Source organism: Mesorhizobium sp. B3-1-6 (assembly GCF_006439555.1).
Taxonomy (GTDB): Bacteria; Pseudomonadota; Alphaproteobacteria; order Rhizobiales; family Rhizobiaceae; genus Mesorhizobium.
Genome location: NZ_VFTM01000045.1, coordinates 1 through 17,133 on the forward strand (window position 1 = coordinate 1; position 17,133 = coordinate 17,133).

General features: G+C 64.7%; 12 protein-coding genes. 6 read left to right on the top strand and 6 right to left on the bottom strand.

All coding sequences use genetic code 11. The features are described from left to right. The first annotated feature begins 255 nt into the window (after nucleotides 1-255). The 3 genes from FJ414_RS28525 to FJ414_RS28535 all read left to right on the top strand — a co-directional run bounded on the left by FJ414_RS28525 (nucleotide 256) and on the right by FJ414_RS28535 (nucleotide 4,124). A complete protein-coding gene (locus FJ414_RS28525) occupies nucleotides 256-1,689 on the top strand; it encodes a glutamine synthetase family protein (protein ID WP_140647700.1) in 1,434 nt (477 codons plus the stop codon). 10 nt (nucleotides 1,690-1,699) lie between these two features. Continuing rightward, nucleotides 1,700-2,986, top strand: coding sequence for an FAD-binding oxidoreductase (locus FJ414_RS28530; RefSeq protein ID WP_140647701.1), 1,287 nt, complete (start codon nucleotides 1,700-1,702; stop codon nucleotides 2,984-2,986). Nucleotides 2,987-3,233: 247 nt separating this feature from the next. Then, nucleotides 3,234-4,124, top strand: coding sequence for an SH3 domain-containing protein (locus FJ414_RS28535; protein WP_140647702.1), 891 nt, complete (start codon nucleotides 3,234-3,236; stop codon nucleotides 4,122-4,124). Here FJ414_RS28535 and FJ414_RS28540 read toward each other — a convergent pair. Together FJ414_RS28540 and FJ414_RS28545 are read right to left on the bottom strand one after the other, a co-directional pair. Then, the gene (locus tag FJ414_RS28540) at nucleotides 4,108-5,427 is read right to left on the bottom strand and encodes a Mur ligase family protein (protein WP_140647703.1); all 1,320 of its coding nucleotides are present in this window, start codon (nucleotides 5,425-5,427) and stop codon (nucleotides 4,108-4,110) included. The two genes, FJ414_RS28535 and FJ414_RS28540, sit on opposite strands and share 17 nt — an antisense overlap. 105 nt (nucleotides 5,428-5,532) lie before the next feature. After that, a complete protein-coding gene (locus FJ414_RS28545; RefSeq protein WP_140647704.1) occupies nucleotides 5,533-6,279 on the bottom strand; it encodes an SDR family oxidoreductase in 747 nt (248 codons plus the stop codon). Between the two features lie 306 nt (nucleotides 6,280-6,585). Here FJ414_RS28545 and zwf point away from each other — a divergent pair, with 306 nt between their 5' ends. From zwf to edd, 3 genes are read left to right on the top strand one after another with little or no spacing between them, the layout of a single operon-like run. Beyond that, complete coding sequence (gene zwf / locus FJ414_RS28550) at nucleotides 6,586-8,055, top strand: glucose-6-phosphate dehydrogenase (RefSeq protein WP_140647705.1); 1,470 nt, start codon at nucleotides 6,586-6,588, stop codon at nucleotides 8,053-8,055. Continuing rightward, nucleotides 8,037-8,753 carry a 6-phosphogluconolactonase gene (pgl, locus tag FJ414_RS28555; RefSeq protein ID WP_140647706.1) on the top strand — a complete coding sequence of 239 codons (717 nt, stop codon included), beginning with the start codon at nucleotides 8,037-8,039 and terminating at the stop codon, nucleotides 8,751-8,753. The genes zwf and pgl overlap by 19 nt, the downstream gene beginning before the upstream one ends. Nucleotides 8,754-8,812: 59 nt before the next feature. Then, nucleotides 8,813-10,636 carry a phosphogluconate dehydratase gene (edd, locus tag FJ414_RS28560; protein ID WP_140647707.1) on the top strand — a complete coding sequence of 608 codons (1,824 nt, stop codon included), beginning with the start codon at nucleotides 8,813-8,815 and terminating at the stop codon, nucleotides 10,634-10,636. 66 nt (nucleotides 10,637-10,702) lie between these two features. On the opposite strand, the gene FJ414_RS28565 is transcribed toward edd, so the two are convergent. The 4 genes from FJ414_RS28565 to FJ414_RS28580 form a co-directional block, all read right to left on the bottom strand. Then, entirely contained in the window at nucleotides 10,703-12,349 is a 1,647-nt protein-coding gene (locus FJ414_RS28565) for a VWA domain-containing protein (RefSeq protein WP_140647708.1), read from the bottom strand. Nucleotides 12,350-12,437: 88 nt separating this feature from the next. Next, nucleotides 12,438-13,436 (bottom strand): GlxA family transcriptional regulator, encoded by a 999-nt coding sequence (locus FJ414_RS28570; protein WP_140647709.1) that lies wholly within the window; start codon nucleotides 13,434-13,436, stop codon nucleotides 12,438-12,440. 19 nt (nucleotides 13,437-13,455) lie between these two features. Beyond that, complete coding sequence (folD, locus tag FJ414_RS28575) at nucleotides 13,456-14,355, bottom strand: bifunctional methylenetetrahydrofolate dehydrogenase/methenyltetrahydrofolate cyclohydrolase FolD (protein WP_140647710.1); 900 nt, start codon at nucleotides 14,353-14,355, stop codon at nucleotides 13,456-13,458. Between the two features lie 236 nt (nucleotides 14,356-14,591). Further along, a complete protein-coding gene (locus FJ414_RS28580) occupies nucleotides 14,592-17,120 on the bottom strand; it encodes a GumC family protein (protein WP_140647711.1) in 2,529 nt (842 codons plus the stop codon). Nucleotides 17,121-17,133: the final 13 nt, after the last annotated feature.

Consider the following 17,133-nt stretch of genomic DNA (forward strand, 5'->3'; position numbering starts at 1 on the left):
CGCCAACTTCATGGGCTTCGTCAAACTCGCCGCTATCGCCATCTGGCTCAAATAGTTAAATCGTCACCACCGCCTAGCTGGGGTGCATGCTGAATTCGTGGAAAGGCGAGCTGGAGCGTATCCTGGAAAGCTCCCAGGACAGCGATCCGATCCAGCTCGTCATGGCGCTTCGAGAACTCGCGTAAACCGCCTCCCCTTCCCTTTCCCCGTAGCGCCCGGCTATAGTTCGAAATCCGCAACACAATCTGGTGAATGATGCCGCCTGAAAAAAAGGAAGTCCGTCCGTCAAGCCGGGGGGGACGCGCCCGCACGCCTGCATTCCTGAAAAACCAGCGTGGTGTGAAGAACTGGAAGGAAGCCAGCGCCTGGCTCGAATGGCGCGGCATCGAGGACATCGAGTGCATCACGCCCGACCAGGCGGGCGTCGCCCGCGGCAAGATGATGCCGTCCAAGAAATTCACTTCCAACACCTCGCTGGCGCTGCCTTCGGCCGTGTTCATGACGACGATCTCCGGCGGCTATCCCGAGGACGGCAACGGCTTCCATTATCCCGAGGACGACGGCGACCTGAAGCTGCTGCCCGATCTTTCGACGCTGACCGTCGTGCCTTGGGAAGAGGATCCGACGGCCGCGGTCATCTGCGATCTCGTTCACCAGGACGGCCGCTCGGTCGAGTTCACGCCCCGCAACGTGCTGAAGCGCGTGCTGGCCGCCTATGACGAGCGCGGGTTGAGACCGGTGGTGGCGCCCGAGATCGAATTCTACCTGGTGCGCAAGAACCCCGATCCGGACTATCCACTGACGCCGCCGGTCGGACGTTCGGGACGGCCGATCGGCGGCGGCGCCGGCTATTCGATCGCCGGCGTCAACGAATTCGACGAACTGATCGACGACATCTACCATTTCTCGGAACGGCAAGGCCTGGAGATCGACACGCTGATCCATGAGGAAGGCGCCGGCCAGCTCGAGATCAATCTGCGCCACGGCAATCCGATCGAGCTCGCCGACCAGGTCTTCATGTTCAAGCGCACCATCCGCGAGGCGGCGCTGAAGCACGAGATCTATGCCACCTTCATGGCAAAGCCGATCCAGGGGCAGCCGGGCTCGGCCATGCATATCCACCAGTCGGTCGTCGACAAGAAGACCGGCAGGAACATCTTTTCGGCCGAGGACGGCTCGGAAACCGATGCGTTCTTCCACTTCATCGGCGGCATGCAGAAGCATGTGCCGAACGCGCTGGTGATGTTCGCGCCTTACGTCAATTCCTATCGCCGGCTGACGCAGCAGGCTTCGGCGCCGGTCAACAACAAATGGGGCTATGACAACCGCACCACCGCCTTCCGCGTGCCGCGCTCGGATCCGGCGGCGCGACGCGTTGAAAACCGCATCCCGTCCTCCGACGCCAACCCCTATCTGGCGCTGGCGGCCTCGCTTGCATGCGGGCTGGTCGGCATGAGCAACAAGATCAAGGCGGAACCGCCGGTGCTGACGACCGCCAACGCGGATGAAATCGACCTGCCGCGTGGTCTTCTGGAGGCCGTCGGCCTGTTCGAGGACGATAAGGAGCTCGGCGCCATCCTGGGCAAATCCTTCGCCGCCACCTACACCGCGATCAAGCGCGCCGAGTTCGAGACCTTCATGGAAGTGATCAGCCCGTGGGAGCGGGAGTATCTCTTGTTGAACGTATAGGGCACTGATCATGCCCTATCAGTCTCCCATTTCCCCGGGCCGCTCGTGGTACGAGGATACGGCCGGGCCTCGGCCCGAATACCCTTCGCTAGATGGTGATCGCCAATGTGACGTCGTCATTATTGGCGGCGGCTTCACTGGCCTCTCGGCAGCCGCGCATCTCGCCAAAGCCGGCGCGAATGTCGTGCTGATCGAGGCCTATCGCTTCGGCGACGGCGCGTCGGGGCGCAATGGCGGCCAGCTCGGCACCGGCCAGCGCGCCTGGGCGGAGGAGTTGGAGGCCGAATACGGTCTCTCGCGCGCCAGGGCGCTGTTCGACATGGCGGAAGAAGCCAAAGCGCATCTTCTGGACTTCGCTGCCGCCAACGCCATCGACATCGACTATATGCCGGGTCAGCTTTCGGTGGCGCACAAGCGGCGCTATGTCGACGACTACAAGCGCCACGCCGAGATCATGGCGAACCGCTTCGGCTACCCGCATGTCAGCTTCATGGACGCGGCGGAGACAGCGGAGCGGCTCGGCTCGACGCGCTACTTCGGCGGCGCCCGCGACATCGGCACCGGACACATCCATCCGCTGAAGCTGGTGATCGGCACGGCGAGAGTGGCTGCGGCCTCCGGCGCGCATCTCTTCGAGCAGACGCCGTCCACCGGCATCGCTTCCAATGGCGGCAAGGTGACGGTCACGACGCCCAGGGGCACGATCGCAGCCGACAGATGCCTGATCGGGGTCAACGCCTATGGCGGCAACCTGGAGCCGGTGAGCGCGGCTCACATCATGCCGATCGGCTCCTTCATCGGCGCGACCGTGCCGCTCGGCGCCGCCTCCAAGGTGCTGCCGGGCGGCGAGTCGGTCGACGATTCCCGCTTCGTGGTGCGCTATTTCCGCAAGTCGAAGGACGGACGGCTCCTGTTCGGCGGCCGCGAGGTCTATGCCGTCAACGATCCGAAGGACATCCATATCCACATCCGCAGGCAGATCGCCGAGCTTTACCCGGACCTCAAGGATGTCGAGATCACGCATGGCTGGGGCGGCTATGTCGGCATCACGGTGCCGAGAAAGCCGTTCGTGCGCGAGGTGATGCCGAAGGTGATTTCGATGGGCGGCTATTCCGGCCACGGGGTCATGCTGTCGAACTTCTTCGGCAAGCTCTATGCCGAGACCGTTGCCGGCAATCGCGACCGCTTGAAATTGATCGAGGATCTGAAAATTCCCGCCTTCCCGGGCGGTCGGCGTTTGCGGGCGCCGCTCTTGTTCCTGGCGCTGAACTGGTTCGCGCTACGCGACAGGATTTGAAGCCGGCAGGCCAGCCGAAGCCGCCGATTCGAGGCTGGCGGCCTCCACGCGGCAGGTTGTGGAAGCCTTAACAGGCGCGCAGAATTTCGCAAATTGGCTCACTCATGCCATAATCAGCAGTAAAAGATGCAATTATGGGCGAAAATCCGGGGATTTCGCGGGCCTGCCCGCAAAGATTTCGGGACCGATGCCGATCGTTACGGCAATGATCGAAAGAACGTCGGCCCGCTTGTTGGAGGTGGTTTGAGTGAACGAGCCCTTCAGTTTCGGCGCGCCGGAACGGCAGCGCTTTACAATGCAGTTCGGCTATAACGTACGGCCATCCTTCTGGCAGAAGGTACAGTCGAATGCGCATCTGGTCATTGCAGCGGTCGGCACCGCCGCGCTGCTCGGCGTGGCCGCGGTGGCGCTGTGGCTGTGCGTTCCGGGCAGTGACCGGCAAGTGACTGCGGCAAATGCCGCGCAGATCGTTCCGACAATTCCGGTGAAGACCACGAAAGTCGCTCCGGCGGCAGCGGCGGTCACTGTGGCGACGGCGCCGCAGGCCGCGCGCAAGGGGGATGCGGTAACGCCCACGACGGCGGCCCGCGAAGCCAACATTCCGGCCTTGGCATCAAACAACCCTCGCTGGACGGCTTCCGATGCCAAGACGCCACCTGCCCCGGCCGACAACCAGCCAGCTCCATTCAAGCAGGCCGCCGACGTGGCCCCCGCGCAATCGACCGATACGGCCTTTGCCGAGGCCGATGCCGAGAACGACGCTTCGGACGCGCTGTCGCAGGTCGCCGGTTCCGCCAGCGAGACAGCAGCGGCAGCGAAGAAGCCGGGCGACACGATGGACGGCGCCCAAACCGCCGCCATTCCCGAAGCCAAGCCGCAGGTTCCAGATCCGCAACCGGCAGCAACGGACAGCTCGGCACAGCCTGAGCCGAAAGCTCAAAGAGCCAGCGCGGCCGCAAACGGGCGCGTCTTGAGGGCGGTGACCATGCGCTCAGGCCCGAAGAAAGGTGCCGCCGCAATCGCCACGGTGCCGGCCAAGGCATCGGTGCAGGTGATGAATTGTAAGAAATGGTGCGAGATCGTCTATAACGGCAAGCACGGCTGGGTCTACAAAAGCTACATCAAGACCGGCGCATAAGGCCCAATCCGCCAAGCAGCCGCCCGAGCCGACCTTTCCTGCGCTCAAGCCTGAGATCCGCGATGAAGGACTTGTGGTCTTCGAACGGCACTTCGTAGAGGCCGCAAGTCTGGCAGGCCTCTTTCTTGCCGCACGCCGGAATCCAGCACCTGATGTCGTGCGTCCAGGCCAGCGCGATCCTCTCCAGATGAAGATTGGATGAGCTCTTCAGCAGGATCAGTTCTCCGGGGACGGCGGTCTGCTTGATGTGATCGGAGACTTCCTTCGGGGTGCGAAGCTCCACGAAACGGCCGCTGTCGCGGTCGGCCTGACTGGCGCGTGAGCGGTGGGCATTGTCGCCGGTATAGATGACCTCGTCGGCGACGTCGCGCGCGATACCGTAAGCAGTGCCATACTTTCTCGACGAACCGGTGTAGTCGGAAATCTGTCCGACGACGATCCGTTTACGAACGGCCGTCGCTTTGGCCATCATCTCGAACGCAATGTTCAGCGAATGCCAGGGCGCTTTGGCAGCATCGACGATGAACTGTGGACCCCGATCGGTCACCAGCACCGTGCAGCGGTTGGCCAGAGGTTCGAAGGATGCGGTCCTTGCGGCGATTTTCTCCGGTGGAGCACCAAGTTCCAGCGCCGTGACGACGGCGGCGGCTGCCGGCAGCCAGAAGTGCTCGCCGGGGAATGGTGTCTGCATGTGTATGTCGCCACCGTGCCATCGAAGCGAAAATCTGAGCAGGTCCGGATAGGCGGCATGGATGGCTGTTACACGATAGTCCGCGGCCTCGGACTGACCGAAAGTCGCGACGCGGCACCTTGCGCCCGAAGCCATGTCAAGCACATGCGGGTCGTCGGCGTTCAAGATCGCGAGTCCGCCGGGCTCCAACGCATCGACCAGCGCCCGTTTTTCCCGCGCAACAGCTTCCAGCGTCCTGAACTTGCCGACATGCTCCAGCCGGATCATCGTCACGAGCGCGACGTCCGGCTTCAGCATTTGCGCCATGCCTCGGATCGAACCGGGCTCATACGCGCCGGCTTCGAAGACGACGTAGTCGACTTCGCCCGCGCGTTTCATGCGCTTGTAGAGCGTGCGGACCAGTGCGTTGAGCGTGTTGGCCAGAACTTGCGTATGGACCGTGCCGTGACCGGCCAGGATATGCCCAAGCAAGCTGGTTGCCGTCGATTTGCCGGAACTGCCGGTTATCCCGATGAAGACAGCCTTGCTTTGGGCACGCGCACGGTTTGCCCGATAGCGACGCAATCGCCAGCCCAGATCATTGCGAATTTCACGCAGCCTGACCTTAACCACGCGCCAATTCCCCTACTCCGATCCGTTATCGTTTTGACGGACCATGAAGTCAAATGGGACTCGGCTTGACCGCGCATAAAGCTGCCATGCGCCACCTGAAGCGGCTCAGATGCAGCGGCCGCCGTCGACCTCCAGCGCCACGCCGGTGATGAAGGCGGCTTCATCCGAGGCGAGCCACAGCGCCGCGTTGGCGATATCGAGCGGCGTCGAGAGCCGGCCGAGCGGGATCGAGGCGCGGAATTTCTCGCGGATCTCCGGCGTGTCGGCGCCCATGAACTTCTCCAGCATGCCGGTCTCGCCGGCGACCGGGCAGAGGCAGTTGACGCGGATGTTCTTCGGCGCCAGTTCGACCGCCATCGACTTGGTGGCGGTGATCGCCCAGCCCTTGGAGGCGTTGTACCAGGTCAGGCCTGGCCTCGGCCGAAGCCCGGCCGTCGAGGCCGTGGTCAGGATGACGCCGCCTCCCTGCCGGTCCATGATCGGCACGACGGCAAGCGCCGCGTGATAGATCGCCTTCATGTTGACCGCGGTGATCAGGTCGAAGGTTTCCTCATCGACGCCGAGCATGTCGCCGTTGCGATGGGTGAAGCCCGCATTGTTGACCATGATGTCGATGCGGCCGAAAGCGCTCTTCGCGGCATAGATCATCTCGTCGAATTCGGAGCGCAGGGAAACGTCGGTCTGGGTCCAGATCGCGCTCTCGCCGATCTCTTCGGCCACCCGCTCGGCGCCCTTGGCGTTGAGGTCGGCGACGACCACGCGCGCGCCCTCTTCGGCAAAGCGCTTGGCCATGCCTTCGCCGAAGCCCGACGCGGCACCGGTGATGACGGCGACCTTGTTTTCCAGACGCATGCTTTTCCCGCTCATTGGATTCCGCAGCTTGACGCGACTTTTCCACCTGCCGCCCGGCCCACCGCGAGCCAGGCTACATCTCCCTTAGCTTTCGTCACATTCGCGTTCTATGCTGCAGCCGCGAACGCTTCCGGAAGCCATGGCTTGCCCGACGGGCCTGCCGGCGGCGTGAGTGTCGGGAAACATGTGGACCGATGCAAGTGCAAGCGATTGGTCCTCGCATGTGACACCATGGCACTGGAAAATTTAAATCGATTAGAATATACCAACCACGCTGCCGGCGCCCGGCATCAAATCGGACTGACCATGACCAGCCAGATCATCCCTGTCGATCCCTTCGACTTCATCATCTTCGGCGGCACCGGCGACCTGTCGGAACGCAAGCTCCTGCCATCGCTCTACTATCGCCAGTGCGGCCATCAGTTCTCCGAGCCGACGCGCATCATCGGCACCTCGCGCGCCAAAATGACCGATGCCGAATTCCAAGCCTTCGCCAAGAAGGCGATATCGCAGCATGTGAAGCCGTCCGATATCGACGCCAAGGAGCTGGAGAGCTTCCTGGCCAGGCTTTCCTATGTCTCGGCGGACGCGACGACCGGCACCGGCTTCGACAAACTCAAGAAGGCAATCGGCGACAGCGACCGCATCCGCGCCTTCTACCTCGCGGTGGCGCCGGCGCTGTTCGGCGACATTTCGCACCAGCTCAAGGAGCACAAGCTGATCACGCCGAGCTCGCGCATCGTGCTGGAGAAGCCGATCGGCCGCGACCTCACCTCGGCGCGGGCGCTCAATGACGCGGTGGGTGACGATTTCCACGAAAGCCAGATCTTCCGCATCGATCACTATCTCGGCAAGGAAACGGTCCAGAACCTGATGGCGCTGCGCTTTGCCAACGCGCTTTACGAGCCGTTATGGAACTCGGCCCAGATCGACCATGTCCAGATCACGGTCGCCGAAACAGTGGGACTCGAGGATCGCGTAACCTACTACGACAAGGCGGGTGCGCTGCGCGACATGGTGCAGAACCATATGCTTCAGTTGCTCTGCCTGGTCGCCATGGAGACGCCGTCGTCGATGGACGCCGACGCCGTCCGCGACGAGAAGCTGAAGGTGCTGAGGGCGCTGAAGCGCATCAACGGCAATGAGGCGCCCAAGCACACGGTGCGCGGCCAGTATCGCGCCGGCGCCTCGGCGGGCGGTCCGGTCAAGGGCTACGTCGAGGAGCTCGGCAAGGACAGCAACACCGAGACCTTCGTCGCCATCAAGGCCGAGATCGGCAACTGGCGCTGGGCCGGAGTTCCGTTCTACCTGAGGACCGGCAAGCGGCTCGCCACCCGCGTCTCGGAAATCGTCATTGAGTTCAAGCCGATCCCCTATTCGATCTTCGGCGAGAGCGCCGGGCCGATCTTCGCCAACCAACTGGTGATCCGGCTGCAGCCGGACGAAGGCGTCAAGCAGTACATCATGATCAAGGACCCGGGACCGGGCGGCATGCGGCTGCGCCAAATCTCGCTCGACATGAGCTTCGCGCAGTCCTTCCAGGGACGCGCGCCGGACGCGTATGAGCGACTGATCATGGATGTGGTGCGCGGCAACCAGACCCTGTTCATGCGCCGCGACGAGGTCGAAGCGGCCTGGAAGTGGATCGACCCGATCCAGAACGCCTGGGAAAGCGCCAGGCAGGAAGCTCAGGGCTACACGGCCGGAACCTGGGGGCCGTCGGCCTCGATTGCCTTGATCGAACGTGACGGACGGACATGGCACGAGAGCAATTGAGCGAAGTCCGTTACGGCTGGAACGGCTTTGCCGATCGCCAGGACCTGGCGACGGCGCTTGCCGGGCAGATTGCCGACCGGCTGAGCGGTGCCATCTCGGAACGCGGCGCCGCGCTGCTCGCCGTGTCCGGCGGCACCACGCCGGCGAAGCTCTTCGCCGCGCTGTCGACCGCGCCGATCGCTTGGGACAAGGTCATCGCGACGCTGGTCGACGAGCGCTTCGTGCCGCCGTCCTCGCCGCGCTCGAATGCCGGGCTGGTGGCGGCGAACCTGCTCCAGAACAAGGCAGCCGCGGCACGCTTCGTGCCGCTCTACCATGAGGCGGCAAGCATCGAGGACGCAGCCGCGGCGGACAGCGAAGCACTGCAGGCGCTGCCCTGGCCGCTCGACGTGGTGATCCTCGGCATGGGCGGCGACGGCCATACCGCCTCGTTCTTTCCCGATGCCGGCAACCTTGAGGAATTGCTCGACCCTGCCTCGCGGCGGATCGTGCTGCCGGTGCACGCGGCGAGCGGCGGCGAGCCGCGGCTGACGCTGTCGATGGCGCGCATCGTCGCCGCCGGCTTCGTCGCGCTCCATATCGAAGGCGAGGACAAGCGCGCCGCGTTCAACGGCGCAATGGGTCCTGGCACCGAGAAGCCCATCCGCAGAGTGCTCGAGGCGGCGCCGAGACCAATAGAGGTGTTCTGGGCACCCTGATTGCAACATGACGGCCCGACGGCGCTGGGAGGACGTTGCCGGGCTCGAAAGGACGGACCATGACAGCCAGACGCGATATCGAAGCCATCACGGAACGCATCCGCCAACGTTCGAAAGCCGGCCGCGAAACCTATCTCGGCCGCATCGCGGAGGCTTCCAACCGTACCGCCAACCGCGCGGTGCTGGGCTGCGGCAACCTCGCCCACGGCTTTGCCGTGTGCAGCCCGTCCGAAAAGATCGCGCTCGGCGGCGACCGCGTGCCGAACCTCGGCATCATCACCTCCTACAACGACATGCTGTCGGCGCATCAGCCCTTCGAGACGTTCCCGGCGCTGATCAAGGAAGCCGCGCGGGAAGCGGGCGGCATTGCTCAAGTCGCCGGCGGCGTGCCGGCGATGTGCGACGGCGTCACGCAAGGCCAGCCCGGCATGGAGCTGTCGCTGTTCTCGCGCGACGTGATCGCCATGGCTGCGGCGATAGGCCTGTCGCACAACATGTTCGACGCGGCCGTGTTCCTGGGCGTGTGCGACAAGATCGTGCCCGGGCTGGTGATCGCGGCGCTCACCTTCGGCCATCTGCCTGCCGTCTTCATCCCCGCCGGTCCGATGACGACGGGCCTCGCGAATGACGAGAAGGCCAAGATCCGCCAGCTTTATGCCGAAGGCAAGGTCGGCCGCGCCGAACTGCTCGAGGCCGAGTCCAAATCCTATCACGGGCCGGGCACCTGCACCTTCTACGGCACAGCCAATTCCAACCAGATGCTGATGGAGATCATGGGCCTACACACACCCGGCGCCTCCTTCGTCAATCCCGGCACGCCGCTGCGCGACGCGCTGACGAGGGAAGCGGCGAAGCGGGCGCTGGCGATCACCGCGCTCGGCAACGCCTATACGCCGGTCGGGCGCATGATCGACGAGCGCTCGATCGTCAACGGCGTCGTCGGCCTGCACGCCACCGGCGGCTCGACCAACCACACGATCCATCTGATCGCGATGGCCGCCGCCGCGGGCATCGCGCTGACCTGGCAGGACATTTCCGACCTGTCGGAGGCCGTGCCGCTCTTGGCGCGCGTCTATCCGAACGGGCTTGCCGACGTGAACCATTTCCATGCCGCTGGCGGGCTCGGCTTCCTGATCCGCGAACTGCTCGACGAAGGCCTGTTGCACGAGGATGTGCAGACGGTGTGGGGCGAAGGCCTGCGGCCCTACGCCGTCGAGGCGCGGCTTGGCGACGACGGCAGTGTCGTGCGCGAGGCAGCACCTTCGCAGAGCGGCGACGAGAAGGTGCTGGCGCCGTGCAAGAAGGCGTTCCAACCGACGGGCGGCCTGAAAGTGCTGGGCGGCAATCTCGGTCACGCCGTGATCAAGACCTCTGCCGTGAAACCGGAACGCCGTGTCATCGAGGCGCCGGCAAAGGTGTTCGACAGCCAGCAGGCGCTGAACGACGCCTTCAAGGCCGGTACGCTGACCGGCGATTTCATCGCCGTCATCCGTTTCCAGGGCCCGAAGGCCAACGGCATGCCGGAACTGCACAAGTTGACCACGGTGCTCGGCATCCTGCAGGATCGCGGCCAGCGCGTGGCGCTGGTCACCGACGGGCGCATGTCGGGCGCCTCCGGCAAGGTGCCGGCGGCGATCCATGTGACGCCGGAAGCGGTCGAAGACGGACCGATCGCCAGGATCCATGACGGCGACGTCATCCGGCTCGACGCCGATGCAGGCACGCTGGAAGTGCTGGTGCCGGGGACGGAATTCGCGCTGCGCCGCACGGCCGAAGCCGATCTCATCGGCAACGAGTTCGGCTTCGGCCGTGAGTTGTTCGCCGGCTTCCGGCAATTGGTCGGCCGCGCCGACCATGGCGCCGCCGCTTTCGGCAACGCCTGACGTTGCGGACTTCAAAAGAAAAGGGCGGCTCCGAGCCGCCCTTTCTGTTTGTTCCGGCCGAAACGCCTATTGAACGGTGAGTTCGTTGCGCTCGCCGGCCTTGATGGTGAAAGGCGTCTCCTTGTCGGCCTTGTCGGTGGTGAAGTTGGTCACGAGCACGTAGTCGCCCGCGGCAAGCGTGGTCTGCATCTTCTCGCCGTAGGCGTAGGTCGCCTGCTTGCGCTCGCCCTGGATGTTCTTCTTGGCCTCGAAGATCTTGAAGCCGTCCGCGCCGGGCGCCTCGACTGCCACGACACCGGCATTCAGCGTCACGTTGACATCGGTCATCTGTCCGACCGTCACGCTGAAAGGCTGCTCGGTGGACACGGCCTGCACGTCGACGCCCATCACGTAGTCGCCGGGCGGCAGGTCGAACTGGCTGTCGGGACCATAGGCGTAGGTCACCTGATCGCGGGTGCCGTCGAGCTTCTTGGCCGCCTTATAGACCTTCCAGGACACGTCCGCCCCGGCCTTTTCGCCGCCCTGAGTGTAGAAGGCGTTGGCCTTGGCCTTGCCGACGCCGACGATCATGTCCTTCTCGATCGTCTGCCCGGCCGCGAGCTGAATGGTTTCGGTGATCGTGCCGCTGCCGATCGTCACCGTGACCTTCTCCTCGCCGGCCGGGAGGATGACCTTGGTATCGCCGTATGTCGTCGTGTGATCGCCCGGATAGGCGAATTCCAGTATAGCGCCGCCGGCGATGTCTGCCCCCGGGCTCGGCCGCGGATGAAGGATCAGCTTGCCGGCATTCAAGATGAAGAGCGGCTGGTAGGCCTGGCCTGCCTCGATCTTGATCTTCTGCTCCGCCTTGGCCTGTCCATCGGTCGCGACCACGACATAGTCGCCCGGCTCCAGATTGCCCTTGTAGGCGCCGTATTCGGTGGTGACGGATTTGCCGCGCGTGCCGTCGGACTTGGCCTTGTAGACCTCCCAGACGTTGCCGTCCGTGATCGGATCATCGCCCTCGGCGAGCACTACGCTCGGCATGAAATTGAACTCCGGCTTTGCCGGCTCAGGCGCCGGGGCCGGAGCCGGTTCAGGCGTGGGAGCCGGAGCCGCGACGGTTTCGACGAGAGCTTCCTGCAGCGCTTTCTCGTCGGAGGCCTGGATGTATTTGCCGCCGGTGTTTTCGGCGAGGCAGGCGATCTGCCTGCCCTCGTCGGCGGTCAGGCCGAAGCCGACGACATCGGCGGTGAAGTCGACGCCGCTTTCCTTCAGCTCCTTGCCGAGCGCGCAAGGATCGCCGCCGCAGGTCTCCAGACCGTCGGTGATCAGCACCACCGTCGCCTTGTCCTCGGTGTATTTCAGCGCCTCGGCGGCCTGCTTGACAGCGGCCGTGAGCGGCGTCTTGCCGAGGAATTTCATACTGTCGGCCGCCGACGAGATGGCGCTGGCGGAACCGGCTTGCGGCGGCACGATCAGCTCGATATCGTCGCAGCTGCCTTTGGTGCGATGGCCATAGGCCATGAAGCCGATCTCGTCGTCGGCCGGAACCGACCGCAGCACCGTTCGCAGCGATTCACGCGCGATCTCCAGCTTCGGCTTGCCGTCGATCTGGGCCCACATCGAGCCTGATGCATCGAGGATGATGATGACCTTGTTGGCGGCAAAGCCGAAACTGGTCATCGACAAAAGCAGGAGCGCCGCAGCGACGCTCCGTATCAGTCCCGCCATGGAAATCTCCTGAGAGTAGCCCTCGTCCGCGTTGCGAAAGCTATTTGACGCGGCATTCGGAGACAAGTCCGATGGCCGGCGAAGTCACTCAATAAGTGGTGCGCCGCTCTTCCGATGGCGGACGGCCGAACTGCAGCCGGTAGCTCTGCGCGAAATAGGAATGCGAGGTGAAGCCGGTGGCGATCGCCACGTCGAGGATCGGCATGTTGGTCTGGCGCAGCAATTCGCGCGCGCGTTCGAGCCGCAGCCGCATATAGTAGCGGCCAGGCGTCACGCTCAAATGGCGCAGGAACAGGCGCTCGACCTGGCGCACCGACAGCCCCGCCGACTTGGCAAGCTGCACCGCCGACAGCGGCTCGTCGAGATGGTCGGCCATCAATTCGACGATGCGCCTGAGCTTTTCCGACTTTCCGGTGAGGTCGCGCTCCGGTCCGACGCGCTGGCGGTCGCCGGCCGAGCGGATGCGCTCGTGCTGGAACTGGTTGGCGACGCCGTTGGCGAGGTTGGAGCCGAAATCGCCGCGCACGATCTCCAGCATCAGGTCGATCGAGGTGGTGCCGCCGGCGCAGGTGTAGCGCTTGCGGTCGATCTCGAAGACATTGCCGGTGCAGTTGATGTCGGGGAAACGCTCCATGAAGCCGGCGCGGTTCTCCCAATGGATCGTGCAGCGGTAGCCGTCGAGCTGTCCGGCCTCGGCCAAGAGATAGGAGCCGACCGAAAGCGCGCCCAGCGCGTTGCCGCGCCGGCCCCAGCTGCGCAGCGCCGCCAGCACCTTGCTCTTGCCGGGGAATTCGGTGGTGAGCCCGACCGAGACGAACAGGATGTCGACCGGCGGCATGTCGGCGACCGAATAGTCGATCTTCAGCGGCAGGCCGTTCGAGGCCATCACCGCGTCGCCATCGGCCGAAATCGTCGTCCAGCCGTAGAAATCGCGGCCGAGCAGGCGGTTCGCCGAGCGGAAGCAGTCGATAGCCGCCGCCAGCGAGAACATCGAGAATTTGTCGACCAGCAGAAAACCGAACTGACGGCCGCCCTGAACGGGATCGTTCGTGATCGGCCGTTCAACGGGAGCAATCAGGTTCGGCAATGCAAAGGCTTTCTCAAAATCAGAAGGACGGCCGCTTCAGCCCGGCCGCGAGGTAGGCGGAAGCTACAGTGTTCGCCATCAGCATGGCAATGGTCATCGGCCCGACGCCACCGGGGACCGGGGTGATGGCGCCCGCGACCTTGGCCGCCTCGGCATAGGCGACGTCGCCGACCAGGCGGCTCTTGCCCTCGCCCTTTTCGGGCGCCGGGATGCGATTGATCCCGACGTCGATCACGGTAGCGCCGGGCTTCACCCAATCGCCCTTGACCATCTCCGGACGGCCGACGGCGGCGACCAGGATGTCGGCGGTGCGGGCCAGCGCCGGCAGGTCTTTGGTCCGGCTGTGGGCAATGGTGACCGTGCAGTTGGCGGCGAGCAGCAGATTGGCCATCGGCTTGCCGACGATGTTGGAGCGGCCGACGACGACGGCGTTGAGACCGGACAGGTCCTTGCCGCGCACACGCTCGATCAGAAGCATCGAGCCTGCCGGCGTGCAGGGCACGAAGGCCGTCTCGAGCTCGCCGGTGCCGAGCTTGCCGACATTGATGAAATGGAAGCCGTCGACATCCTTTTCCGGCGCAATCGTCTGGATCACCTTGCCGGCGTCGATATGGCCGGGAAGCGGCAGCTGCACGAGGATGCCGTGGATCGACTTGTCGGTATTGAGGTCGCCGATGATCTTCAGCAATTGTTCCTCGGTGGAATCGGCCGGCAGCGTATGCTGGAGCGAATGGAAGCCGCATTCCTTGGCGGTGCGCGATTTCGAGGCGACATAGACCTGGCTTGCCGGATCTTCACCGACGATCACCACGGCAAGGCCGGGCTTGGTGACTCCCTTGGCCGACAGCTCCGCGGTCAGAGCCTTGACCTTCGAAACCACGTCCTCGGCAACGCTCTTTCCATCAATCACTTCGGCCATTACCAACCCTCAGCTTCGCTTCGAGGCCGCATCGATGCATGGCCCCATTTCCTCGATCGGCATTGTCGATCCACCAAAGCGAGACGCTTGCGGCCGAAATGCAGCGCGGCATTTTCACCAAAATTCGACAAGGCAATCCCGTCAAAGCGTCGTCGGATGCCGTAAACCCGAAACCGGCCGCTTTTATCGAACCGCTAGTCGTTTAGAAATACGGGCAGTTTAGAAACACGGACGCCTTAGAAATAGCGGCGGCGCGTGCGGCTTTCGGTCAGCTCGCGCACAGCCTCGCGGAATTCGCGCAGGCTGGCGCGGATATCGTCGATCTCGCCCTGCTGGTCGGCGGGGGGCTGGCCGGCGGGGGGTTGGTCGGCCTCGCCGGCGGCCGGCGATCGCGGATGATAAGGTGCCGCCGATGCCGAATAACGATCCTCGTAAGGATCGGTCCGGCCATGGTCCGGCCGGTACGAATAGGAATAGCCCTGCTCGTATGGCGGCCGGAAATTCTCCCGCGCCGATGGTTGAGCCCCAGAATAGCGCTCTTCCTGGCTGGGCGCGCGCCAGGCGCTTTCGGGCGGAACAGAGTCCATATCCACCGTTTCGGCCGGCTCGCGCCGCACGAAATAGCGAACCGCCGAGGCAAGCGAGCCGAAAAGCCCCGGACGGCCGGCATCGTTGGCCGGTTCCGGCGGTGGCGCGACGGGTTGGACTGGAGCCAGCGTGGCTGCCGTCATCGCAGGCGGCACTGGAGGTGAGGCGGGCGGCGGTGCGTAGGACGCAGCTGCCGGCGGCGTGTAAGATTCGGCTGGAGGCGGCGTGAATGACGGAGCCGGCGGCGGCGTGAAAGACGCGGCCGGGGGCGGCGGCGTGAATGACCGAGCCGGAGGCGGGGCGACAGGTGGGGCCGGCGGCGTGACGAGCGGTGGCGGCGGCGGAGCGGCCCTGTTGGAACTGTTCTCCATCATTGGAGCGCGCTCATCGCCTCTGCGGCTCGAGCGGTTATCGGCCGTCTCGCGCAGGCTCGCATAGATGCCGCGCAGCGCGCCCAGGCCGATGCCGGCGAACAGGCCGGCGAACAGGCCTGCCAAGGCCATCACCGCACGCGACGGCCCCTTGGCCTGCAGCGGCGCATAGGCGTCCGAGATGACGCTGATATTGGCGGTGTTGATGTCCTTCTGCTCGCCGGTTTCCTTGGCGCGCAGCAGGAACTGCTCGTAGACGGATCGCTTGGCGGCGGCCTCGCGCTCCAGCTCGCGCAGCGAGACCAGATTGTTGTTGACGTCGCCGCTCTGCACCTTGGCCTGCGCCAGGCGCGACGACAGATCCTGCTCGAGCTGGACGGAGCGCTTCAGGTCGACCTGCAGGGAGGATGCGATGCGCTGCAGCTCGGCGCTGATGCGCTCGCGCGCGCCGGCGAGTTGGGCGTTGAGCGCCTCGATCTCCGGATGGCGGGGCCCGAGCCTGACCTCGGCGCGATCGGCTTCCTGCTTCAGCGCCGCATATTGCGAGCGCAGCTCGCTCATCATGTTGGAGTTGATTTCCTCGGGCAAGGTGCCGCTAAGGACCGAATTGACGTTCAGCGAGCGGGCCGAGGCGGCGCGGGCATTGAGCTCGAGCGTGCGGGCGCGGGCGACGGAAAGCTGCTCGTTGAGCTTGAGCATCTGGTCGTCGCTGATCAGGTGGCCCTGCGCGTCGACGAGGTCATGCGTCGCCCTGAAATCCTCGACCTGGCGTTCGGCCGTCTCGACGCCCTTGCGCAATTCGCCGAGCCTGGCGGTGAGCTCGTCGTTGGCGCGGCCCGCCGTGCTGGACTGGATCTCGCTGGAGATCTGCCTGAAGGCCTTGACCATGGTGTTGGCGATCAGCGCGGATTTCTCCGCGTTCTGCGTGGTGGCGCTGACCGAGACCACGAAGGTCTTGCCGCCGCGCTCGACATCGAGGCTGTCATACAGATTGCCGACCGCCAGCGCACGCTTGCGCGCTTCGTCCGCCGCGCCGGCATCCTGCCGCGACAGGATCGAGCGCAGCGTCGACATCAGACCGATGCCGCCCTTGCCCTGGCCGTTGAATTCGGGGTCGTTGGTAAGGTTGAGATCCGTGACGACCTTGTTGAGAACGGTGCCCGAAGTCAGGATGCGAACCTGGTTCTCGACGATGGCGAGGGTCGCATCCGAGGCGACCACGTTCTGCGTCAGGTCGCGATCGGTGAGCTTGAGGTCGCGCGGGTCGACAATGACGTCGGTCGTGGCCTCATACTTCTTCGGCGTCGACAAGGCGATGGCGACGCCAAGCGCCGCGCCCAGGATGGTTGTCGACAGGATCAACGCCTTGGATCGCGTGACGCCGTGAACGACCTGCATCGGGTCGATCAGCGGTTTCCATTCCTCGGAATTGCCGCCGGCAGGCGGCCGGCCTGCATGGCGAGGTTCGGGAGCGGCCTGCGGCTGGCGGCCTTCCGCAGTGGCCCCGTAGCCCTGGCCGAACGAAGCGGGCCGATTTCTTCCCGCCCGGTCGTCCCCGGTTTCGGCCGGATCCGAATCCGGTTCCGCCTGATCGTGGTCAAACCCGCCGGTCTCGGCGGGACGCGGGTTCAACTTTTCTTCGCGCTCGGAACGCGCGGCGCGATGGCGCGCGGCTGCGTCCTCGCGCCAGGAAGAATTGGCTCGGTCGCCGATCGAGACCGTCTTGTCGTCGCCACGCATGGCTTGGCCGAGCGCGAGCAGAGAACGCTCGCGCCTCCAGTCATCACGGTTATCCCTGTCGACCATTGTCCTGGAACTT